Source organism: Winogradskyella alexanderae, from assembly GCF_020166335.1.
Lineage (GTDB): Bacteria > Bacteroidota > Bacteroidia > Flavobacteriales > Flavobacteriaceae > Winogradskyella > Winogradskyella alexanderae.
On record NZ_JAIUJR010000007.1, the window covers coordinates 81,962 to 103,506 of the forward strand.

Genomic DNA, 21,545 nt, shown 5'->3' on the forward strand with positions numbered 1-21,545 from the left:
AAAATATTTGAGTAATTTATTTTTTCTTTTTTGGGTTAAAAACTGGTAGTAACTGTGTTTTTACCTGACCAAATCCTATACGGACATCCTCATTTTCGCTATGTGCCCTCATAACAACAGTATCATAATCGTTAATGAATTTGCGTTCACTACCATCTTTTAATTTTATTGGTTTCGTTCCTTTCCAAGTTAACTCCAACATAGAGCCAAAAGAATCTTCTGTTGGACCAGAAATTGTTCCACTTCCCATCATGTCACCAGCATTGACAGGACAGCCATTCACTGTGTGATGTGCCAATTGCTGTGCCATATTCCAATACATATGTTTAAAATTGGTTTTGCACACTGTGGTTTCTTTTCCACCTTTAGGGATTATTCCTGCTTCTAAATGAATATCAAAACTATGTTTGCCTTTAGTTTGAAGGTAGGGTAGCGGTTTTGGATTTTGCTTTGGGCTCTCAACTCTGAAAGGCTCCAAGGCATCAAGAGTAACGATCCATGGAGACATTGATGATGCAAAATTCTTTCCTAAGAATGGTCCTAATGGCACATACTCCCATTTTTGAATATCCCTTGCCGACCAATCATTAAGTAGTACCAGCCCAAATATATATTCTTCAGCTTCCTCAACAGGAATAGGTTCGCCTAAATCGTTAGCATCCGTAGTAATAAAGGCCATTTCAACCTCAAAATCAACTAATTTGCTCGGGCCAAATACTGGTTTGTCGGCACCTTCTGGTAAAGTTTGTCCTTGAGGTCTATTAATTGGTATATGTGTTGTAACTATTGAAGAGCTTCTACCATGATAGCCAACAGGCATGTGCAACCAATTAGGCATTAGTGCATTTTCAGGATCTCTAAACATAGAACCTACATTTGTGGCATGTTCCTTACTAGCATAGAAATCCGTGTAATCACCAACGTGAATTGGCATTTGCATTTCAATTTCATCTAATCTGAAACAGATTATTTCCTTGTGCTTAGTGTTGTTTTTCAGTGTCTCATTATTCGCATCAAAAACTTCTGCTACACGTTTTCTTACTGCACGCCAAGTTTTTCTTCCGTCAGCGATAAAGTCGTTCAGTGAGTCTTGTAGAAAGATATCATCTGTCAATGGTATTCCATCAAAATAACCTAGTTGATGCATGGCACCTAAATCAATTGCAGTATCTCCAATTCTTGTTCCTATTGTTATGATATCCTCTCTTGTTAAGAAAACTCCAAAAGGTATGTTCTGTATAGGAAAATCAGAGTACTTATTGACGTAGAGCCAAGATTTTCTATTTGGGTCATTTGCTGATAACGGCATGATGTATTTGTTGATTAAATGTTCATTATTTTCTATTCAAACCTACATAATTTTTAATATTAAAACTAATGTTTTACTATTTTTGATTTTCATTTAAAGATAGACAAAATTTATGCAACGAGACGAACAGATTTTTGAACTTATTCAAGCAGAGAAGGAACGACAAACAGATGGAATTGAGCTGATAGCTTCTGAGAATTTTGTGAGTGATCAGGTTATGGAAGCTACGGGTTCTGTTTTAACGAATAAGTATGCTGAAGGTTATCCTGGTAAGCGTTATTATGGTGGATGTGAAATAGTTGATGAGGTTGAATTAATTGCCATAGAACGTGCCAAGACGTTGTTCGGTGCGGCTTATGCAAATGTTCAGCCGCATTCTGGTAGTCAGGCTAATACCGCTGTATTTCATGCTTGCTTAAAACCAGGTGATACTATTTTAGGTTTTGATTTAGCCCATGGCGGACATTTAACACATGGCTCGCCAGTTAATTTTTCCGGAAGATTGTACAGACCTACTTTTTATGGTGTTAAAAAGGATACAGGATATATAGACTATGATATGTTATCTGATATGGCTGAGAAAGAGCAACCTCAATTGATTATTGCTGGTGCTTCTGCATATTCCAGAGATATAGATTTTGCAAAATTCAGAGAAATTGCAGACAACGTTGGTGCCATTTTATTAGCTGATATATCGCATCCTTCTGGTCTAATCGCAAAGGGTATATTAAATGATCCTATGCCACATTGCCATGTTGTTACTACTACAACACATAAAACATTGAGAGGTCCGAGAGGAGGTATGATTATGATGGGGGAAAATATAGATAATCCATTTGGTATTACTTTAAAAAGCGGTAAGCTCAGAAAAATGTCTGGTTTACTCGACTCGGGCGTTTTCCCAGGCAATCAAGGAGGTCCATTAGAGCACGTTATTGCAGCAAAAGCCATTGCGTTTGGGGAAGCCTTAAGTGATGCGTTTTTGCACTATATGCTCCAAGTAAAGAAAAATGCAGATGCTATGGCAAAAGCATTTGTTGCTAAGGATTATAATTTAATTTCAGGTGGAACTGACAACCATATGATGTTAATAGATCTTAGAAATAAAAACATAACTGGGAAGGATGCGGAGAATGCATTAGTTAAAGCAGACATAACTGTAAATAAAAATATGGTACCATTTGATACCGAATCACCTTTTGTAACATCAGGCATTAGAGTTGGTACACCAGCAATAACAACAAGAGGCCTGAAAGAAAATGATATGGCTTACGTTGTTGATTTGATTGATGAGGTCATTACCAACCATACTGATGAAACAGTTTTAGAAGGTGTCGCTACTAAGGTAAATGAATTAATGAGCGGAAGACCGTTATTTAACGCATAGCATAGATACACAGAATTCTTAGAAAGTCTTTAAGCTGTGGTTTGAAAGGCTTTTTTTGTTTTTTTAATCTTCTAAAGGGATGCTCTCATAAGCACCGGCGTCTGGGAAAGAACTACGGACTATACCCAAAATATCGTTTGGAACCAAGGCAGAAAAAATCATAGATCCAATGCCGTTTGCACCAGAATTTTCACCAATGGCCATCAAATTATCAAATGCATTTTCAAAATCAGGATCAATATTAAAAATATTACCTTCATAGACGTTAGTATCGCTGAATATATAATTGCCAGTATTGGCGAGGTTTGCATTGTCAAAACGCAATAAACAGTTATTAAATTTAAAATTAAATACGCTTCCTCTACTATCTAGGAAAAACTCTGGATTATCATTTCCGTAAACAATACAATTATTAAAATTTGCTTCAATTAGGTCGTTGGTAATGGTGACTCCATTTTCATCTTCTACATAATCATTTAACAAAAGTGCAGGAAATTGTCTAAAACTCGTATTCCAATAATTGGCAATGGTAGAATGCGTAAAGTTATATTTTCCTCCTAACGTTCCTGCAAATGAGGACTGACCTGAATTGTTAATGACAAGATTTTCACCAGAGATTGATGTTGCCCTGCCTAAAATACCAAAAGCACTTGAGTTGAAGACTTGAGAATTTGTGATGGTTAATTTGTCATTCGGTTCGTCTTGGTTGCCTTCCGACAAAATACCAATTGTGGCGTTTTTGATAGTTGCGTAATTAATGGTATTATTTATGCTTCCGTTAAACAACCAAATGGTTCCCCATTGACCAGGTACTTCAGAAAATAAGGGTTCTAATCGATCTCCTTCTAAAATCACCTCATTTTCTGGTGATTCATGATCTGCACTTATAGATCCATTAATATTAAGCGTACCGCCATTTGTAACAATTATACCTGAATCTGCATGAAAATGTACACGTGTACCAGGTTCCATTGTAAGTATTTTTCCTTCTCCAACTCCAGCATAGCCATATATAACATAGGGTTTTTCATTAGTGAACGTCAACTCATCATCTTCTAAAAATCGTCCTTGTAATGTTGTCTCATCTAAATTGCCATCACCATCAACATCAAAAGTTAATGTTTCAATTATACCTGTGTTTTCGTCTCTATTTGGGTAAATAAATACAGCATCTTTTACAAGCGTTACCAAATCTACATCCTGCTGATTATTTCCTGAGTCAAAAAGGATGCGATCGGTATATAAAAACTGTGTATCTGAATTGGTAAGCGTTTCAATATCTATTGTTGTTTCTATGAAAATGAATAGACTATCATTAGCGAGTAATTCTACATTTTCAAAAAACTTACCTTCTTGATTTCCTTCAAGTCCAGTTGTACCGTCAACATTCATTCTGTAAAATGAATTAACTCCATTTTCCAATTGAATGGTAGGAATTACAATATCCTCGTTACTTCTATTGTATACCTTTAAATTGTATGTACTTGAACCAATATTGGTAAAGATGGTATCAAGATAAACCGTATCCTTTGCAAATTCAAGATTTCCCTTGCTTGGAGAAAATTCAAAGTCATTTCGGCATGAACTCCAAAAAACAATTAATCCAAAAAAAAGTAAGAATAAAAGCAGACGCTTCATAAGTAGTAAATAAATAACCTTGGGTTAAAAATATAACTTTTGGATTAATGAATTATTATCAATTAGAACTTTTTCAATCCTAATTTTTTCGATTTATACTTTTTTTATAAGCATCTAATATTTCAAGGAAAAGACTACTATTTTCAACAAATATATCCAGAAGTTCCATTTGCTTTGATTCTTTAAGAAGTTTTGAACTAATACCTTTTGCAGCGCAAAACTCAAAGAACATTTTTAACTTGCTGGGTGGGATTTTTAAATTTTGCATCAATAGATTTTCATTAAACAAAGAACTGTTGGCAAACAGTGAATCTATCTGATGGTACTTTAAGGGTTTGTAAACAGGTGCTTTAAATTTATTCTTCTTTTTGAATAGTTTTACAACTAAGTTCAAGATTCCTAGGATATTTGCTCCACCATTATATGCTTCTTCCGGCATATATAAATGTGGATTGTTTTTAATATCTGATAATATGAGTTCTTGAAGCTCTGAATTGTAAGATTCTTTTTCAAAAACAGGTTGCTCCGCTTCTGCTAGAATTTCTACCTCCTGTAAAGTAGTTACAATTTTTTTGAGTTCAAAAACAGTGGTCTCTCCAAAATGATGCTCGGCAATAGCAATGGTTTTAGGTTGATGAAAGAGAGATTCAAAAAAAATACTATCACCTATTTTTGCACGTAGAGCAAAATTTCCTTCTTCATCTGTTGCTGTTAATCTATTTTGAGTTTTATTGTAAACCTTAATACCCTTAACAGTGGTTGTGGCATCATAAACTTTTGCTTTTAAAATTTGTGCATTTGTAAATTGATAAGTAAATAATAACAGACTTGTAAAGAAAAAACGATGCATCATTATTGATTGATGCCTTAAAGAAAAAGGTTTATCTTAAAAATCGTGTGGGCCTTAATGAAATTTTAACCTAAAGTATTGTTAATCAAATAAACCAGCAATTACTGATGGTATACGCCTAGGACGGTTTGATGCTTTGTCCATTAAACACCATTTGGTTTCGGAATTAACAAGTAATTTGTTTGTGGTTGCATTATGAATTTCAACAATTCTTATGGAAGTAACACCTTCTGAGCTTATGACATAAGTTTTTAGCTTTAAAACATCTCCAAGTACAGCTTGGTTTTTATAATTAATTATATGTTTTACCAAAACCCAATAATAATTCTGAAGTATTTCCTTGCCTGCATTTTTATTCCAATGCGCCTCTGCAATGTCCTGCACCCATTGTACATAGCGAACATTGTTTACATGATTAAGCTGATCTAAATCGTTTTTACTAACGGTTATGGTCTTTTCAAATACTTGCATAAAAATTAAATTGATGTTATTTCTATTGCAACTTGTTCATTAAATCTATTGTATGTGAGATACTTAAAATTTACATTATACTCCTTGACAAATTCCATAAATGCTTTGTATTCGCCATCGCGCCAACCAGGATAATTAAAGTATTCATCAAACACAATTACGGTACCTTTTGTAATAAGAGGCTGTAAATTTTCAAAAATGGTCTTAGTTGATGAATACAGATCGCAGTCTACATGCAAAAATGCAATTGGCATTTTATGTTCCTGGGCAAATTTTGGTAGTGTATCAGAGAACCAACCTTTTATTAGCGTAACATTTTTTGAAACCTTAGGTAGTTTATTTTTCTTATGAAAATGACCCGGTAAATAACCGTCTCTCCATGCTTCTGGTAGTCCTTCAAAAGAATCAAAACCATAAATATTCTCGTTGGGCTTTTCGTTTGCTATTAAGTTAATTGTTTGACCTGAAAAAACACCAAATTCTAAATATTGCCCATCTATAGAGACATTTTCTAATGCCATTTTAATAACAGTATTTCTCGAGGTTTTTGAATGCACATTTAGCATGTGCGCTTCAATATAAGCACAAGTGTCTTCTGCAGCCCTTATTTGTAATCGTGTTTCTAAACTTTTTGGAGAAAGAATACTAATAAGTTTGTTCAATCTCTTATTTCTTTTCAGTATGCTAATCATTATATAATGTTAAATCGAGAACTTGACTAATTGCTACTTTTTGCTAATTGTAACTTCAAAAATCTTATCCCAATTTTTACCTGTAACAAAAATAGTATTACGTTCTGGATTGTAAGCAATGCCATTTAAAACATCCAGATCGTCGTGCTGGGTAACAAGGCTTCGCAAAGGTTTAAAATCAATTACACCTTCAACGGCACCATTTTTTGGATTTATTATAACGACGCCGTTACGTTGATAAATGTTAGCGTAAATTTTACCATTAATCCACTCTAGTTCATTAAGACTGGGAATTTTACCTTTATCGGTGTAAACTTCGATATGGTGTGTTTCAGTAAGATTGCTTTTATCGATAAGCCAAATTTTTTCCGTACCATCAGATTTGTAGAGTTGTTTCCCATCATTACAAAGTCCCCAGCCTTCTTTGCTATTACCATAATTGAAAGAACCAATTCTTTCAAAACTATCTACATTATAGATAAAACCTCGTTTACTTTGCCATGTTAATTGATAAATGCTATCGTTTAAAATGGTCAAGCCTTCTCCAAAAAATGAAGACGCCAAATCTACATTCTTTAGAACTTTTCCAGTCTCAAATTCCAATTTACGAAGTTTTGATTCACCACGTTGTCCCGTACTCTCAAATAATTGACCGTTATAAAATTCTAAGCCTTGAGTGTAGGAAGTTATATCGTGTGGGTAGCTATTTACAATCTCATAGGTGTAAATGTCTGGGCGCTGATTGTTATAAATTTCAATATCCTTAGAAATTGTTTCAATTTCGTCATTATAACTTATGTTGGCCTCTATCATATTTTTGCCCAACGGCACATCCTCCAATAAGTAGTTTTCCTCAATTGGCTGACCATTTAAACTGTAACTTACAGATTCAATATTCAGTTTTTTAGGATTGTTTATGGATAGATTAAGTTGATCTCCAAGTTGAATTATTTTTGAGTTTGTATTTATGGATAAGCCACTCTTTTTTGTTGTATTTGTATCGCCACAGCATAATACTAAAAGGCCTATTGTTATAGCTATAAAATGATTAACCAATCGCATTGTTTATCCAAAATTTTTGGGCAAGTTATTAAATAAAATTCAGTTTAAAAATCATTGTGAAAGTATTAAAAGGTTGTATCTTTGCGCCCGGGCAAGTCCTGCACAACCAGCTCCTGCTTAATCCTCCAGGGCGGGAACGCAGCAAAGGTACGCGGTCGTAGCGGTGTGATGTAGGTAGCTTGCCCTTTTTTTGTACAATAAAGTCATCTTTAAATTTGTATTTTCGAAGTATAATCTAAAAAAGTATGTCTAAAGTAGTATTGGTAACTGGAGGCTCTTCGGGAATTGGTAAAGCCATAGGCGAATTTCTCCAAAACAAAGGCTTTGTGGTGTATGGTACCAGTAGAAATCCATCCAATTATAAGAATAGTAAGTTTCCTCTAGTTGCCCTAGACGTTACAAAGTCAAATTCAATAACCCAATGCGTAGAAGAAGTCTTGATTAGAACTTCGAGAATAGATGTGCTTATTAATAATGCTGGTGCTGGAATTACAGGACCCATTGAAGAAATACCTGAGGAAGAAATAAAGCGAAATTTTGAAACTAATTTTTTTGGCCCTCTTAATGTTATAAAGGCTATTTTACCTGAGATGAGGAAACAAGGCTCAGGGATAATTATAAATATAACCTCAATTGCCGGATATATGGGATTGCCATATCGTGGTATCTATAGTGCAAGCAAAGGAGCATTGGAGTTAATTACAGAAGCTTACAGGATGGAATTGAAGCCATTTAATATAGATATGGTTAACGTGGCACCAGGTGATTTTGCCACTAACATTGCATCTGGTAGGTATCATGCACCTGCTAAAGAAGATTCACCGTATCATCCGAATTATGCTAATGTTTTAAAAATGATGGATGATCATGTTGATGATGGGAGTGATCCTAAGCAAATGGCACAAGCGATTTTAAGAATAATCAATACTTCAAAACCTAAAATCCATTATAAAGTAGGTGCGTTTATGCAAAAGTTTTCGATTGTTTTAAAACGCATACTACCGGATAACATTTACGAGAAGTTATTAATGAATCATTACAAATTATAAGTAAAATTGGTACGCTGTTTGATGTAGTTATTAAAACGGCTATCATGAAAAATATCAAAACACTTTCCATAGTTTTATTATCATTTCTATTTCTCAATTGCGAGAACTTCTTAGAGTGTATTATACCAAGAGAGCCAGAACTTCAAAATGCTACCTTCCCAATTGGCAATACTGAAAGTTATTACTACACAGAAGTTAGGGCAGAGATTAATAATGAACCAAGAGACCAAGACTACGATTATTATTTTGAGGTTAGAGGGTTGCCTTTGGGTATGGATTATTTTGTAAATTTTAGGACTATTAGTTTAGAGGGAAGACCTCAAGAAACAGGAGCTTTTGAGGTTACTATATTTGTTGATGTTGACGGTCCGTTTAGAGCTGATGCTAGCGAAGTACTTTGTGATTACTCAACCTCCAAAACTTATACTTTAATTATTGAAGAATAAGGTGCAGAGCTCTTAGTAAATTGTTAATATATTTTAATGACCAAACAAAGAATAAACTGTCTTTAAATTGTAAATTCGCACATCTTTAAATTTTAATTACAGCAACATGAAGTTTTTTATTGATACTGCAAATCTTGACCAAATAAAAGAGGCTCAAGATATGGGTATATTAGATGGAGTAACAACCAATCCATCATTAATGGCAAAAGAGGGCATTACAGGTACGGATAATATTTTAAAACACTATGTTGATATCTGTAACATTGTTGATGGCGATGTCTCTGCCGAGGTAATTTCTACCGATTTCGAAGGTATGGTGAGAGAAGGCGAAGCACTTGCTGAACTTCATGATCAAATTGTGATAAAGTTGCCGATGATTAAAGATGGTGTCAAAGCTTGTAAGTATTTTTCAGATAGAGGAATAAAAACTAATGTTACACTTGTTTTTTCACCAGGACAGGCACTTTTGGCAGCAAAAGCTGGGGCAACCTACGTGTCTCCGTTTATTGGTAGGCTGGATGATATTTCTACCGATGGTTTAAATTTAATTGCCGAAATACGCCATATTTTTGATAATTATGCTTTTGATACACAAATATTAGCGGCATCTGTAAGGCATACTATGCATGTTATAGATTGTGCAAAGCTTGGTGCCGATGTAATGACTGGACCGTTAAGTTCAATTGTTGGATTGCTTAAACATCCCTTAACTGATATTGGATTGGAGAAATTCCTTGCAGACTATAAAAAAGGGAATTAAGAAAGATAATAAGGTGTAGGAAACATCCTATTTAATAAATTGCTTTTTTTTGATTAAATCTTCTAGAGCTGCGGCAAAATCAGAACTGAAGATATTAACGTTAGGATGAATGATAATACCATTTGAATCTACTATTATTGCTTTGTTTAAATAGTTGACGGCCAATGTTTTTCTTGCCTTTTCAGAGTCTTTGAATCTGTATTCATTAGATGTCGCAAAATTATAATTGCCTATAATTTTTTTCCAGAATTTGTCATCATTGTCATTTACATTTATGGATACAAAATCCATGTAATCAAATTGGTTTTTTAATGCTCTGACTTTATAATGACTATTACGGTATTGCGCTTTTGAATTGGAAGACCAAAAATATATTATAGTTGGCTTATTAATAATGGAAACTAAATCATAATCCTTATCGTCAAAACCTACTATGTCTAAATTTGGTAAAGGGTTTCCTTGTCTTAGTAACTTCAATGAAGATACCAATTCCGTCATATAAGCTTTATCCTTTTCATTTGTACTTTTTTGCAAGTAGTAATTTAAAATTTCGTCTGCTTCAGCTTCGGTGTGATTATGGCTGATGTAATCTCTTGCCTTATATTTTAGAAGATTATTTTTTATGGTTTCATCTGTAATTATACTGTCAATCAGATCTAGTTTTGATTTGTTATATGCCATTGAGTGCCTATCAAATTTGCTATGATAATCATTCTTTTCATAAAATGAATTTATGGCCAAGTTGTCTATGTGTGAAAACAAAAATCTATTATAGGCAAAAAAACGACTTAAATGTTTAGCGTTATAATCAATTTCCGCTCTGTGAGCATAAAAGCTTTCGGGTAAATCATTAACATGAACAAGCTTATTATTACCAAAGTAAGCAAACGGATATATTTCTTTATCTGCAAAATTATTGTAATTAATATTGGCCTCTACAATTGATTTAAAAAATTCCGATTGGTTATTTTTCTCAATAAACTCGTTAAGATGCGTTAAGTGCTTAAGCCTTCTGTCTTCAACAAACTTATGAAATGCTTCTGGTTCCATCTTAGAATATTCGACCAACCTATCGGCTTCACGTTCGTTAGACAAGTAAGTTTTAATTAAATAGTTGTTTTTTCTAGCACCATTACCTGTAAATACCAGCGATTCATCAAAGTCATAGGTGTTTAGTCTAAATAGGATACTATCATTTGGCTCTAATAGGACCATTTGGTATTCCCCACCGTGTGTAATAGAATATAGTCCAGGCGCGAGATTATTAATTTTATATATAAATCTATTATTAGCATCTAATTTCAAAGAATCTAAAACTTCTCCTTCAGTATTAAAAAGAACAACGTCTTGATTTTTCGGATTTACAATTTCGCCTCCTAAATAAGCAATATCGCCTTCGTCGCGATTACCTGTATTACAGCCGAGCATGATCGCGAAAAATCCTGATAAAATAAATAAGGACCGAATAATGATAAGTGTTTTAGCCATTGTTAGTGAAACAAAAATATGGGTAGTTATTATCACCTGTTGTTAATGGCTCGTTAAATCTTGTTATAGTGTGTGAATATTTCGTCTAATTGCTTTTATTTTCTACTTTTGTCGCGAATTTAAAAGGAATAAAATGCTATCAGTTTCTAACCTATCAGTTCAATTTGGTAAACGAGTATTATTCGACGAGGTAAACACTACATTCAATAGTGGTAATTGCTATGGTATAATTGGAGCTAACGGAGCGGGAAAATCTACATTTTTGAAGATTTTATCAGGAAAAATGGATCCAACTTCTGGGCATGTGCACTTAGAACCAGGGAAGCGCATGTCTGTTTTAGAGCAAAATCACAACAAACATGACGACGATACTGTATTAGAAACAGTTTTAAAAGGCAATAAACCACTGTATGACCTTAAAACCCAGATTGACGCATTATACGCAGATTACACTGATGAGAATGCGGAAAAAATTGGAGAATTACAAGTGCAGTTTGAAGAAATGAATGGTTGGAATGCGGATAGTGATGCCGCCGCTTTGCTCTCAAATTTGGGTATTAAGGAAGATTTACACTATTCGTTAATGGGTGACCTGGACGGCAAACAAAAAGTACGGGTACTTTTAGCGCAAGCTCTTTTTGGCAACCCTGATGTACTTATAATGGATGAGCCTACAAACGATCTTGACTACGAAACCATTTCTTGGTTAGAAAATTTTCTGGCAAATTATGACAACTGTGTTATAGTTGTATCTCACGACAGGCACTTTTTGGATGCGGTTTGCACACATATTTCGGACATTGATTTTGGGAAAATTAATCATTACTCAGGGAATTATACGTTTTGGTATGAGTCATCACAATTGGCTGCGAAACAACGTGCACAGCAGAATAAAAAAGCCGAGGAGAAAAAGAAGGAATTAGAGGAATTTATTAGAAGGTTTTCGGCTAACGTGGCAAAATCGAAACAAGCTACGAGTAGAAAAAAAATGATAGATAAATTAAATATAGCTGATATTAAACCATCTAGTAGACGTTATCCAGCCATTATATTTGAACGCGAGCGCGAGGCAGGAGACCAGATATTGAATGTTGAAGGACTAACTGCAAGTCTTGATGGCGAAGTTTTGTTTAAGGATGTTCACATTAATCTAGCAAAAGGGGATAAGGTTGTTTTATATTCTAAAGATTCAAGAGCTACCACAGCATTTTATCAAATAATAAACGGTAAAGAAAAAGCTGATTTAGGCAAATTTAGTTGGGGAGTTACTACTACCCAATCCTATTTACCATTGGATAATAGTGAATACTTTAATACTAAGCTAACTTTAGTGGATTGGTTGCGCCAGTGGGCTACCACGGAGGAGGAACGAGAAGAAGTTTATATTAGAGGTTTTCTTGGTAAAATGATCTTTAGTGGAGAAGAAGCACTTAAAACAGCAGACGTGTTATCAGGAGGGGAAAAAGTGCGTTGTATGCTTAGCAGAATGATGATGATCAGAGCAAATGTGCTAATGTTAGATGAACCCACAAATCACTTGGATTTAGAAAGTATTACCGCCTTTAATAATTCTTTAAAAAACTTTAAAGGAACGGTACTTCTAACTACCCATGATCATGAATTTGCACAAACGGTAGGTAACAGAATAATTGAACTTACTCCAAATGGCGTCATTGATCGATATATGACCTTTGATGAGTATATGGGTGACAAAAAGATTAAGGAGCAACGGGAAAAGATATACGCACAACCAGTTTAGAAAGTCTTACAACCCTTCTTAAGAACTAGTTGATTCCATTTCTGCCTTTATTCTTTCTACAATTGTTGTAGCTTTTTCGAGTTCGTCATTATGAACAAAGACTTCTTGGTAGCCTTGATTCAAGGACGCATAACCAGCTAGTCTTTGAGATTCACCCTCATCCTTTATTATTGGGATAATATCCGAATTCTCGAGTGCGTCTTTTATTCTTGTAACTAGGATGAAATTGCCATAATATATTTTTGTGTATTCTGAATCTGACATAACTAATATATATTTTTTATATTATAAGATACAAAAAAAATCATATATATACAATCTTTTTATACCTCGATTAAGTGCTTTTTAATCGCTAATTTTAACTGATTTTGGCAATGTTTTAGCAGAGTGTTAACTATTCAGCATAAGAAAATTCAGACTCTGATTCGTATCTTTATAATAGGTTAAACGTTTAAAAATCAAGTGCTATGAGATCAAAATTATTTTTAGTTCCACTCGGTCTAATTTTACTAAGTAGTTGTGCTGTAATTAGACCAGGTGAGGCCGGTATGAAACAAAAATTGGGTGAATTAGAAAACAAAGTTACTACCCAAGGAACAATTTGGTATAATCCATTTACAACTAAGGTAGTAAAGGAATCCATTCAAACAAATAATTTGGAGCTATCCCTTAATCTACCAACAAAAGAAGGTCTTAGTGTAACATCAGAGATTTCTATTCTTTATAGACTAGAGGTAGAGCGCGTACCGGAAATTCTTGAAGAGATTGGGCCAAATTATACCGGAGTCATTACTAGTGTTTTCAGGTCGGCTTCTGCAGATGTTTGTTCTCAATTTTTTGCTAAGGACATGCATTCAGGAAGACGTGCTGATATAGAACTGGCAATTCAGGATAAAATGGCAGAAAATTTGAATAAACAAGGTATTCTTATTGAAGCTGTGCTAATGAAAAGCATACAACTTCCAAGAGGACTTTCTAACAGTATTGAGCAAAAACTTCAAGCAGAACAAGATGCAATGCGTATGGAATTTATTCTACAACAAGAACGCTTGGAAGCACAGCGTAAAATCATTGAAGCCGAAGGGACGCGTGATGCACAAAAAATTCTTTCTGAAGGTTTAACACCAGCTATAATTAAAATTAGGAGTATTGAAGCATTTAAGGAATTAGCTAAATCTGCTAATAGTAAGGTAATTATTACTGACGGTAAAACGCCTTATTTAATTAACTCGGTAGAGAAAACAGGTTTAGAAGACTAGAATTTGAACACAAAAAATAAAAAACCTCAATAATCTTAATTGAGGTTTTTTTATGCACGAATCTTTTATTTCTAAGCATTAAAATACTTACTATCCCAAATCGCCGTATTGAAGTTCTTTCCGGCAGCAAAACCATAATAAATTACAATTGCAGCGATAGATTTAAAGATAAAAAAGAATATCATTCCAGCTTGGGTAGCGTTTGGTTCATTTGAAAAAACGCCTTCTGGAAAAAGTCCAGTTGCAAGTAAGCTAACAAGAATAGTCGTTATTATCAAATTGCCAAAACTTTTGTATGGCCACATAAGCAGTTTTCTAAATGGACTTAAATCATTTCCCCATTTGTGAATTAAGTAGTAATATCCATTTCCAATTGGCGCAAACAACAATGGATCGTCTGCGTTTTCTAGTTTAAACATTTTCGATGGCGCTATTATTTTGAAACCATTTAAAGCAGTATCATGGTTTTTTTCTAAAGCTTTTATTTTTGAAATTGCGTCATAGGGTAACTCTCCTTTAAAATATTTTGAGTCTAGAAAACGTAATCTGTAATCAATACAAATTTCTCTAATTTGATCTATGTGGTATATCTTACTCGTTTCTAAAAGATCAAAATCAAAATCGTTTGAGGAAGAAGTATTCCTAGAAGATAAGGCATCTAAAATGTCAGCATCTTTCTGATCATCATTGTCTAAGATATTCTGAACAGCCTTTAGAATTTCCTCTTCATTAGTTTGCTTAACTTTCAGTGAATGCAATCTTTCTTCAATATTTGTCTTTTTCAATAACATGAGCGAATTTTTTTTATAAAAATAATATGCAAATCAACACAGAGCAAGTCTTTAACAAATGTGTTTAGATTTTTTATCGTAAATGTCGTATTAATTTTAAAATGTTTAAACAAAACATATAAAGTCATTATTGTTTAAAACAATTCTAAATAATCAATCAATAGATAAGACCTATTGTAAAATAAAAATTTAGAATATTCTTATAAAATTACAACGCAATGTTTGGTTAACTTTATAGGGAATAAAATTGAATATAAACTAAAACTGAATCACAATGAATCACGAACAAGGAGATCCAAGTAATTGCCCTTTCTTATCCGGTAATCAACAAGCAAGTGCAGGGCATGGAACCAAAAACAGGGATTGGTGGCCTAATGAACTTAAGCTAAATATATTAAGACAGCACGCAGAAAGAAATAACCCTTACGGTAAAGATTTTGATTATGCAGAAGCGTTTAAGAGTATCGATTATGATGAACTAAAAAAGGATTTAACAAATTTAATGACAGATTCTCAAGATTGGTGGCCTGCAGATTATGGTCATTATGGAGGATTAATGATACGTATGGCTTGGCATAGTGCTGGTACCTACAGAGTTGGTGACGGTCGTGGTGGTGCAGGAACTGGAAATCAAAGATTTGCTCCAATTAATAGCTGGCCTGATAATGGTAATCTTGACAAAGCACGTTTGTTATTATGGCCAATAAAGCAAAAATATGGAAGTAAATTGTCTTGGGCAGATTTAATGATTCTAGCCGGTAACGTGGCTTTAGAGTCAATGGGATTTCCAACTTTTGGTTTTGCGGGTGGTCGTGAAGATATTTATGAACCAGAACAAGATGTGTATTGGGGTAGTGAGACAGAATGGGGTGAAAATGCTTCAAGATATGATGGTGAAAAAGATCCAACTAAAAGAGATTTAGAAGATCCATTGGCAGCTGTTATGATGGGATGGATTTATGTTAATCCTGAAGGACCAGACGGAAATCCTGATCCATTGGCGTCTGCTCATGATGTACGAGTCACATTTGGCCGTATGGCTATGAACGATGAAGAAACTGTAGCTCTTGTTGCTGGTGGCCACACATTTGGTAAGGCGCATGGAGCCGCAGACCCGGGAAAATACGTAGGCACTGAACCACATGGTGCTAAAATGGCTGAAATGAGTACGGGTTGGAAAAACACCTACAAAAGTGGTGTTTTAGAAGACGCAATCACTTCTGGTATTGAAGGTGCTTGGACACCAAATCCAACACAATGGGATGCCGATTATTTTGATGTTTTATTAAATTACGATTGGGAATTAACTAAAAGTCCAGCGGGTGCTCATCAATGGACACCAACTGCAGAATCTAAAGCACGTATGGCACCACGAGCAGGAGGAGAAGGCCAACAGGCTTTAATGATGACCACAGCTGATATAGCACTAAAAACAGATCCTGCATATCTCGAGATATCAAAGCGTTTCCATAAAGACCATAAAGCCTTCGAAGATGCTTTTGCAAGAGCATGGTTTAAGTTAACACACCGAGATATGGGACCTAAGGTTAGATATGTTGGCCCTGAAGTACCAGCCGAGGATTTAATTTGGCAAGACCCGATTCCACAAGTAAATTATAAATTAAGTGATTCAGATATCTCATCTTTGAAGAAAATGATTTTAGCTTCAGGGTTAACAATTTCGGAATTGGTTAAAACCGCTTGGGCATCTGCTTCAACTTATAGGGACTCTGATAAGCGTGGTGGTGCAAATGGTGCGCGTATTGCACTTGAGCCTCAGCGTAGCTGGAAAGTGAATAATCCAGCTGAATTGGATAAAGTATTGAATGTTTATCGCGGTATTCAAAAAGAATTTAGTGGAGACGTTTCTCTTGCAGATTTAATTGTATTAGCGGGTAATGCTGGTATAGAAGAAGCTGCAAGAAATGCGGGTCACAATATCACGGTTCCATTTGCTCAAGGTAGAGGAGATGCTACACAGGAAATGACGGACATTGAACAGTTTAATTATCTTAAACCTGTTGGTGATGGATTTAGAAACTACCAAAATTCAAATGCCGATGTTAAAGCTGAGGACCTATTGGTAGATAAGGCAAACCTTTTAACATTAACAATACCTGAAATGACTGTGCTTGTTGGAGGTATGCGTGTATTAGGTACTAATTTTGACAATTCAGATTATGGTGTATTTACGGATAATGTTGGAAGTCTTTCAAATGATTTCTTTAAGAATATACTTGACATGACTTATACTTGGAGTGAGACTTCTGAAGACGAAACACATTTTGAAGGGCGCGATAGAAGAACAGGAGTTGTAAAGTTCAAAGGAACAAGGGCAGATTTAATATTTGGTTCTAACACTGAGCTTAGAGCCGTATGTGAAGTCTATGCGGCAAATGATGCTGAATCTAAATTTGTAAATGATTTTATTGCAGCATGGACAAAGGTTATGAATTTGGATCGATTTGATTTAAAATAATACACGATTAATAGCAAATGAAAAAGAAGGGGTACGTAACATTGGTTCGTATCCCTTTTTTAAACCTTAATTTTTAAAAGATGAATGCAATAGAATTATTTTTCAGTACGATTCAAACTGGTAATCATGAAAATATAAAACTGCAAATTCAAACCAATCCAGAACTTGTAAATATGAGTGATGCTAGAGGTTTCACACCTTTAATATTTTCAACTTATTTTAACCAACAAGATATTGCCAAAACACTTATAAATAATGGAGCAGAGGTTAATGCTAAGGATGCTTCGGGAAATACAGCATTAATAGGTGTTAGCTTTAAGGGGAATATCGATATCGTCAATTTATTAATTAAAAATGGTGCAGATATTAATGCTCAAAATAATCAGGGAAGTACAGCTTTAATTTTTGCGACACAATACGATAAAAAAGATGTTGTCAGCTTGTTATTAAATCACAAGGCTAATAAGAATTTAAAAGACAACATTGGAAAAACGGCTCTGGATTATGCTAGGGAAAAGAATTTTAGCGAACTAGTAGACATTTTATCATAACTAAAAATTTAAAAGCCACTTCAAAAGAAGTGGCTTTTTTTAGTTGTCAATAGATCCTAAGACCCGTTGCATAAATGTATTTAGAGCCTCTTTTTTTGGCTTGCCCTCCTTCATGAGTTTGTTGACTTCGATGGCACCATACATATTTGAGATTAATTCTCCAATAACATCCAGTTCTTCATCTTTAAGTGAAGGAACTTCGGTTAAATTTTCAAGCGTCTCTATGGTTTCAATTACGAAGTCCTCATCGTTGTCTTCAATAAATTGCGTGAGTTGTTTTATAACTGGTAATTTCATAATTAAATAACTTCTTCTACCAATTCCTTTAAAACTTCAAACTTATTAGTTTGTACTTGGTTTTTAAACTCACCGCTTTTAAAGGTCGCAAAAGTTGGTAGGTTATCTACCGTGGCCAACTTTCTGCTTTCAGGAAATTTTTCGGCATCAGCAATGACAAATGTTGCATTTTCATTTTCAGATGCTAATTTCTTGAATTTCGGCTTCATGATTCTACAATTGCCACACCAAGTAGCAGAATATTGTACTATGACAGTATCATTGTCTGCTAATAATTGTTGCAAATTATCTTCATTTAATTCGTGTATCATCTCCTAGAATTTTTAGCGTTTTTTTAGTTTAAATGTGCTTTAAGGTATTCTCTCGTACCAGCTGCATTAGCTTGCATTGCTTCTTTACCATCTTCCCAGTTTGCAGGACAAACTTCACCTTTCTCTTGTACGTGAGTATAAGCGTCAATTAATCTTAAGTATTCATTGATGCTTCGTCCTAAAGGCATATGGTTAATTCCTTCATGAACTACTGTACCTTCTTCATCAATTATATATGTTGCTCTATAGGTAACATTATCCCCTTCTACTTGAACAGTGTCTGTATTTTCATCGTATACCTCGTTAGTAATATCTAGGATTCCTAAAACGCTAGAAAGGTTTCGGTTACTGTCCGCTATGATCGGATATGTTACACCTTCGATTCCACCATTGTCTTTAGAAGTACTTAACCATGCAAAATGTACTTCTGGAGTATCACATGATGCACCGATAACGATAGTGTTTCTCTTTTCAAATTCTGAAAGTGCAGCCTGAAACGCATGTAATTCTGTTGGACAAACAAATGTGAAGTCTTTTGGATACCAGAACAATACTACTTTTTTATTGTTTTTCTGAGCTTCCTCTAAAACATTAATTTTAAATGTATCACCCATTTCATTCATTGCGTTAACGGTGATATTTGGAAATTTTTTTCCTACAAATGCCATATCAATAATTTTAAGTTACGTATTAAATTTTTATCAAAATTAAGGACATAAGTTGTAGTTCTATGATAGTCTTTAATTATAAAATACAATTGGCAAATTGCTTCTTCTTATAGCTTCAAAATGTCATTAAATAATTTGGCAAAACAGCAATTGTAAAGGCCGACTGCTGCATAGTTTCTAAGAAATGTTTGGTCTTTTTAAAAATTATGTGAATTACTTTTTTAGTAAATACTTAATTTTTATTCTAAAGGCGGCAAATAACAGTGTCATAAAAGGACTTATAATACTAAAGAATGCAAAAGGAATGTATGCGGTAGCACCAGCATAACCAAATAAAACTTTAGAATGGTAAGCACCACAAGTGTTCCAAGGGATTAACACCGAGGTAACCGTACCAGAATCTTCTAGCGTTCTGCTAAGGTTTTCAGGAGCTAAGCCTCTATCCTCATAAGCTTTTTTAAACATTTTTCCTGGAACGACTAATGCTAGATACTGATCTGAAGCGGTAAGGTTTAGTGCTAAACAACTAGCGACAGTACTTGCGAATAAACCAAAAACAGATGTGGCCATTTTAAGTAGTGAGTCTGTTATTTTTGATAAGGCACCAATTGCATCCATTACACCTCCAAATACCATGGCGCAAACAATAAGCCAAATTGTTCCTAACATACCTTTCATGCCACCAGCTGTGAACAGGTCATTCAATTCAGCACTAGATGTAGTAATCGCAGTGTCAACAGTTAATGCATTCATAATGCCTTGATATGCAGATTGAAATGTCAACGATTCGGCACCGGCAATTTCTACGATTAAATCGGGTTGTGCGATTATGGCCATGATACCGCCCAAAAGTGCACCAATAAGAAGAGCGATTAAAGGCGGTGTTTTCTTTATTATCATGACTATCACAATAACGGGTACAACAAAAAGCCATGGACTAATATTGAAAGCATTGTCTATTGCGTTTAGTTTATCACTTATTTGTGGCGATCCTGTGGTATCGAGATTTAATCCAATAATTACAAATATGATTAGGGTTATAACAATGGTTGGTATGGTTGTATATGCCATATATTTAATATGACTAAATAACTCACCACCTGCCATCGCAGGTGCTAAATTTGTTGTGTCACTTAATGGAGACATTTTATCGCCAAAATAAGCACCTGATAAAACTGCGCCAGCTGTCATACCCAGAGATATTCCAAGTGTTTCACCAATTCCCACAAGTGCAATACCAACCGTGGCAGAAGTTGTCCAACTACTACCTGTTGCGATGGAAATAATAGCACAAATAATTACACATGCTGCCAGGAAAATTGTTGGATTTAAGATTTGTAAGCCGTAATAAATCATTGTTGGAATTATACCACTTACCAGCCATGTGCCTGCTAATGCACCAACCATTAGTAATATGAGCAAGGCTCCAGTTGTCGATTTTACGTTTTCAGCAACTTCCTCTAACATCCGATGGTAAGACACTTTATTAAAAAAACCTACAACTGCAGCAACAGATGCTCCCATTAGGAGTATAAATTGATTACTACCGCTCAAAGCATCATCACCAAACACATAGATATTATATGCAAGCATTCCAATTAAAGCAATCACAGGAATTAATGCTTCCCAAATATTTAATTCTTTATTTTGAATTACTTTCTGATTTTCTATTTTGACCTCGGTGATATTTTTTTCGTCCTGCATGCAATTTTTGTTTACCAGCGTAATGTTACGATAATCTATATTTTATAACAAATAATCAAGTTTCTAATTAGAGAACATGAGGAAATTATGCATTTCATCGAAAATTTGTGACTATAACTATCTAAGCATGTGTCTGAAGAGTAATTAAACCCCTTAGCAATGGAATTTAATGATTATTTTTTAGTATTTGCCATACTACAAATAGTATTGGTAACTTATTTCATAGTTACTAGAGAGCGCATTAAAACTGCATATCCCGTAAATAAAAAGACTTCGAGAGAATTATCATCAACCAAACACGAAAATAAAAAGTTAATTCAAAATGAAGGTTCATATTGTTCAATGCTTAACATGGAAGAAGAACTAAAACGTAACAGAAGGCAGCTTAGACGCCACATAATGACGCTCAATTATTTGGCAAAGATTGAGTCGAGCAAGTCTAATATGCAAGAATTAAGCTCAATGAAGGACATTACAAGCATTAGACAAAAATTGCATAGAGAAGTAATACGAAACACAAAACTTGTAAAACATTATGAGTCTATAGTCGTTTAAAGCAGAAATTTTTAAAGAC

At 34.4% G+C, this 21,545-nt stretch carries 22 protein-coding genes and 1 other RNA gene; 10 read left to right on the top strand and 13 right to left on the bottom strand.

Going from position 1 to position 21,545, the window contains the following annotated elements; translation table 11 throughout:
* Positions 1–16: 16 nt before the first annotated feature.
* On the bottom strand, positions 17–1,309 hold the full coding sequence (gene fahA, locus LBU54_RS11015; protein ID WP_224529382.1) for a fumarylacetoacetase: 1,293 nt from the start codon (positions 1,307–1,309) through the stop codon (positions 17–19).
* 112 nt (positions 1,310–1,421) lie between these two features.
* Between fahA and glyA the strand changes: the two genes are divergently transcribed.
* A complete protein-coding gene (glyA, locus tag LBU54_RS11020; protein WP_224529384.1) occupies positions 1,422–2,696 on the top strand; it encodes a serine hydroxymethyltransferase in 1,275 nt (424 codons plus the stop codon).
* Between the two features lie 63 nt (positions 2,697–2,759).
* On the opposite strand, the gene LBU54_RS11025 is transcribed toward glyA, so the two are convergent.
* The 5 genes from LBU54_RS11025 to LBU54_RS11045 all read right to left on the bottom strand — a co-directional run bounded on the left by LBU54_RS11025 (position 2,760) and on the right by LBU54_RS11045 (position 7,409).
* The gene (locus tag LBU54_RS11025) at positions 2,760–4,334 is read right to left on the bottom strand and encodes a hypothetical protein (protein ID WP_224529387.1); all 1,575 of its coding nucleotides are present in this window, start codon (positions 4,332–4,334) and stop codon (positions 2,760–2,762) included.
* Positions 4,335–4,413: 79 nt separating this feature from the next.
* Positions 4,414–5,187 (bottom strand): hypothetical protein, encoded by a 774-nt coding sequence (locus LBU54_RS11030; RefSeq protein ID WP_224529391.1) that lies wholly within the window; start codon positions 5,185–5,187, stop codon positions 4,414–4,416.
* A gap of 78 nt (positions 5,188–5,265) precedes the next feature.
* Complete coding sequence (locus tag LBU54_RS11035) at positions 5,266–5,655, bottom strand: acyl-CoA thioesterase (protein ID WP_224529393.1); 390 nt, start codon at positions 5,653–5,655, stop codon at positions 5,266–5,268.
* A gap of 5 nt (positions 5,656–5,660) precedes the next feature.
* Positions 5,661–6,347, bottom strand: a complete 687-nt coding sequence (locus LBU54_RS11040; RefSeq protein WP_224529396.1) for a class I SAM-dependent methyltransferase — start codon at positions 6,345–6,347, stop codon at positions 5,661–5,663.
* A 33-nt stretch (positions 6,348–6,380) separates the two neighbouring features.
* Positions 6,381–7,409: a glutaminyl-peptide cyclotransferase gene (locus LBU54_RS11045; protein ID WP_224529398.1), complete on the bottom strand. Its 1,029-nt coding sequence runs from the start codon at positions 7,407–7,409 to the stop codon at positions 6,381–6,383.
* An 89-nt stretch (positions 7,410–7,498) separates the two neighbouring features.
* Here LBU54_RS11045 and ffs point away from each other — a divergent pair.
* From ffs to fsa, 4 genes are all read left to right on the top strand, one after another.
* Positions 7,499–7,597: signal recognition particle sRNA small type (gene ffs / locus LBU54_RS11050), an RNA gene on the top strand.
* A gap of 57 nt (positions 7,598–7,654) precedes the next feature.
* On the top strand, positions 7,655–8,458 hold the full coding sequence (locus LBU54_RS11055) for an SDR family oxidoreductase (protein ID WP_224529401.1): 804 nt from the start codon (positions 7,655–7,657) through the stop codon (positions 8,456–8,458).
* Positions 8,459–8,502: 44 nt separating this feature from the next.
* Positions 8,503–8,904: a hypothetical protein gene (locus tag LBU54_RS11060; RefSeq protein ID WP_224529404.1), complete on the top strand. Its 402-nt coding sequence runs from the start codon at positions 8,503–8,505 to the stop codon at positions 8,902–8,904.
* A 106-nt stretch (positions 8,905–9,010) separates the two neighbouring features.
* Positions 9,011–9,664 (top strand): fructose-6-phosphate aldolase, encoded by a 654-nt coding sequence (gene fsa, locus LBU54_RS11065; protein WP_224529406.1) that lies wholly within the window; start codon positions 9,011–9,013, stop codon positions 9,662–9,664.
* Between the two features lie 27 nt (positions 9,665–9,691).
* Here the strand turns inward: fsa and LBU54_RS11070 are convergent, their stop codons facing one another.
* Positions 9,692–11,152, bottom strand: coding sequence for a TlpA family protein disulfide reductase (locus LBU54_RS11070; RefSeq protein ID WP_224529408.1), 1,461 nt, complete (start codon positions 11,150–11,152; stop codon positions 9,692–9,694).
* Between the two features lie 133 nt (positions 11,153–11,285).
* Here LBU54_RS11070 and LBU54_RS11075 point away from each other — a divergent pair, with 133 nt between their 5' ends.
* A complete protein-coding gene (locus LBU54_RS11075) occupies positions 11,286–12,911 on the top strand; it encodes an ABC-F family ATP-binding cassette domain-containing protein (RefSeq protein ID WP_224529411.1) in 1,626 nt (541 codons plus the stop codon).
* A gap of 18 nt (positions 12,912–12,929) precedes the next feature.
* Here the strand turns inward: LBU54_RS11075 and LBU54_RS11080 are convergent, their stop codons facing one another.
* Positions 12,930–13,175, bottom strand: coding sequence for a putative signal transducing protein (locus LBU54_RS11080; RefSeq protein ID WP_224529415.1), 246 nt, complete (start codon positions 13,173–13,175; stop codon positions 12,930–12,932).
* A gap of 203 nt (positions 13,176–13,378) precedes the next feature.
* Here LBU54_RS11080 and LBU54_RS11085 point away from each other — a divergent pair, with 203 nt between their 5' ends.
* On the top strand, positions 13,379–14,170 hold the full coding sequence (locus LBU54_RS11085; RefSeq protein ID WP_224529418.1) for a prohibitin family protein: 792 nt from the start codon (positions 13,379–13,381) through the stop codon (positions 14,168–14,170).
* 71 nt (positions 14,171–14,241) lie between these two features.
* Here the strand turns inward: LBU54_RS11085 and LBU54_RS11090 are convergent, their stop codons facing one another.
* Positions 14,242–14,961: a hypothetical protein gene (locus tag LBU54_RS11090; RefSeq protein ID WP_224529420.1), complete on the bottom strand. Its 720-nt coding sequence runs from the start codon at positions 14,959–14,961 to the stop codon at positions 14,242–14,244.
* Between the two features lie 274 nt (positions 14,962–15,235).
* On the opposite strand from LBU54_RS11090, the gene katG reads away from it, so the two are divergent.
* Together katG and LBU54_RS11100 are read left to right on the top strand one after the other, a co-directional pair.
* A complete protein-coding gene (gene katG, locus LBU54_RS11095) occupies positions 15,236–17,440 on the top strand; it encodes a catalase/peroxidase HPI (protein WP_224529423.1) in 2,205 nt (734 codons plus the stop codon).
* A gap of 80 nt (positions 17,441–17,520) precedes the next feature.
* Positions 17,521–17,991 carry an ankyrin repeat domain-containing protein gene (locus LBU54_RS11100; protein ID WP_224529426.1) on the top strand — a complete coding sequence of 157 codons (471 nt, stop codon included), beginning with the start codon at positions 17,521–17,523 and terminating at the stop codon, positions 17,989–17,991.
* A 39-nt stretch (positions 17,992–18,030) separates the two neighbouring features.
* On the opposite strand, the gene LBU54_RS11105 is transcribed toward LBU54_RS11100, so the two are convergent.
* The 4 genes from LBU54_RS11105 to nhaC form a co-directional block, all read right to left on the bottom strand.
* Positions 18,031–18,288, bottom strand: a complete 258-nt coding sequence (locus tag LBU54_RS11105; RefSeq protein ID WP_224529429.1) for a DUF6952 family protein — start codon at positions 18,286–18,288, stop codon at positions 18,031–18,033.
* Positions 18,289–18,290: 2 nt separating this feature from the next.
* On the bottom strand, positions 18,291–18,599 hold the full coding sequence (locus tag LBU54_RS11110; RefSeq protein WP_224529431.1) for a thioredoxin family protein: 309 nt from the start codon (positions 18,597–18,599) through the stop codon (positions 18,291–18,293).
* A gap of 23 nt (positions 18,600–18,622) precedes the next feature.
* Complete coding sequence (locus LBU54_RS11115; RefSeq protein WP_224529432.1) at positions 18,623–19,267, bottom strand: peroxiredoxin; 645 nt, start codon at positions 19,265–19,267, stop codon at positions 18,623–18,625.
* 213 nt (positions 19,268–19,480) lie between these two features.
* The gene (gene nhaC / locus LBU54_RS11120) at positions 19,481–20,971 is read right to left on the bottom strand and encodes a Na+/H+ antiporter NhaC (RefSeq protein ID WP_224529434.1); all 1,491 of its coding nucleotides are present in this window, start codon (positions 20,969–20,971) and stop codon (positions 19,481–19,483) included.
* 159 nt (positions 20,972–21,130) lie between these two features.
* Between nhaC and LBU54_RS11125 the strand changes: the two genes are divergently transcribed.
* On the top strand, positions 21,131–21,526 hold the full coding sequence (locus LBU54_RS11125; protein WP_224529436.1) for a hypothetical protein: 396 nt from the start codon (positions 21,131–21,133) through the stop codon (positions 21,524–21,526).
* Positions 21,527–21,545: the final 19 nt, after the last annotated feature.

What these genes read in the sequence shown, in the direction of transcription:
- LBU54_RS11100 (WP_224529426.1), top strand. Translation starts at nt 17,521, where the DNA reads ATGAATGCAATAGAATTATTTTTCAGTACGATTCAAACTGGTAATCAT.
- LBU54_RS11090 (WP_224529420.1), bottom strand. Translation starts at nt 14,961, where the DNA reads ATGTTATTGAAAAAGACAAATATTGAAGAAAGATTGCATTCACTGAAA.
- katG (WP_224529423.1), top strand. Translation starts at nt 15,236, where the DNA reads ATGAATCACGAACAAGGAGATCCAAGTAATTGCCCTTTCTTATCCGGT.
- fsa (WP_224529406.1), top strand. Translation starts at nt 9,011, where the DNA reads ATGAAGTTTTTTATTGATACTGCAAATCTTGACCAAATAAAAGAGGCT.
- LBU54_RS11055 (WP_224529401.1), top strand. Translation starts at nt 7,655, where the DNA reads ATGTCTAAAGTAGTATTGGTAACTGGAGGCTCTTCGGGAATTGGTAAA.
- LBU54_RS11125 (WP_224529436.1), top strand. Translation starts at nt 21,131, where the DNA reads ATGGAATTTAATGATTATTTTTTAGTATTTGCCATACTACAAATAGTA.
- nhaC (WP_224529434.1), bottom strand. Translation starts at nt 20,971, where the DNA reads ATGCAGGACGAAAAAAATATCACCGAGGTCAAAATAGAAAATCAGAAA.
- LBU54_RS11040 (WP_224529396.1), bottom strand. Translation starts at nt 6,347, where the DNA reads ATGATTAGCATACTGAAAAGAAATAAGAGATTGAACAAACTTATTAGT.
- fahA (WP_224529382.1), bottom strand. Translation starts at nt 1,309, where the DNA reads ATGCCGTTATCAGCAAATGACCCAAATAGAAAATCTTGGCTCTACGTC.
- LBU54_RS11035 (WP_224529393.1), bottom strand. Translation starts at nt 5,655, where the DNA reads ATGCAAGTATTTGAAAAGACCATAACCGTTAGTAAAAACGATTTAGAT.
- LBU54_RS11105 (WP_224529429.1), bottom strand. Translation starts at nt 18,288, where the DNA reads ATGAAATTACCAGTTATAAAACAACTCACGCAATTTATTGAAGACAAC.
- LBU54_RS11115 (WP_224529432.1), bottom strand. Translation starts at nt 19,267, where the DNA reads ATGGCATTTGTAGGAAAAAAATTTCCAAATATCACCGTTAACGCAATG.
- LBU54_RS11025 (WP_224529387.1), bottom strand. Translation starts at nt 4,334, where the DNA reads ATGAAGCGTCTGCTTTTATTCTTACTTTTTTTTGGATTAATTGTTTTT.
- LBU54_RS11110 (WP_224529431.1), bottom strand. Translation starts at nt 18,599, where the DNA reads ATGATACACGAATTAAATGAAGATAATTTGCAACAATTATTAGCAGAC.
- LBU54_RS11075 (WP_224529411.1), top strand. Translation starts at nt 11,286, where the DNA reads ATGCTATCAGTTTCTAACCTATCAGTTCAATTTGGTAAACGAGTATTA.
- LBU54_RS11060 (WP_224529404.1), top strand. Translation starts at nt 8,503, where the DNA reads ATGAAAAATATCAAAACACTTTCCATAGTTTTATTATCATTTCTATTT.
- LBU54_RS11080 (WP_224529415.1), bottom strand. Translation starts at nt 13,175, where the DNA reads ATGTCAGATTCAGAATACACAAAAATATATTATGGCAATTTCATCCTA.
- LBU54_RS11070 (WP_224529408.1), bottom strand. Translation starts at nt 11,152, where the DNA reads ATGGCTAAAACACTTATCATTATTCGGTCCTTATTTATTTTATCAGGA.
- LBU54_RS11085 (WP_224529418.1), top strand. Translation starts at nt 13,379, where the DNA reads ATGAGATCAAAATTATTTTTAGTTCCACTCGGTCTAATTTTACTAAGT.
- LBU54_RS11045 (WP_224529398.1), bottom strand. Translation starts at nt 7,409, where the DNA reads ATGCGATTGGTTAATCATTTTATAGCTATAACAATAGGCCTTTTAGTA.
- LBU54_RS11030 (WP_224529391.1), bottom strand. Translation starts at nt 5,187, where the DNA reads ATGATGCATCGTTTTTTCTTTACAAGTCTGTTATTATTTACTTATCAA.
- glyA (WP_224529384.1), top strand. Translation starts at nt 1,422, where the DNA reads ATGCAACGAGACGAACAGATTTTTGAACTTATTCAAGCAGAGAAGGAA.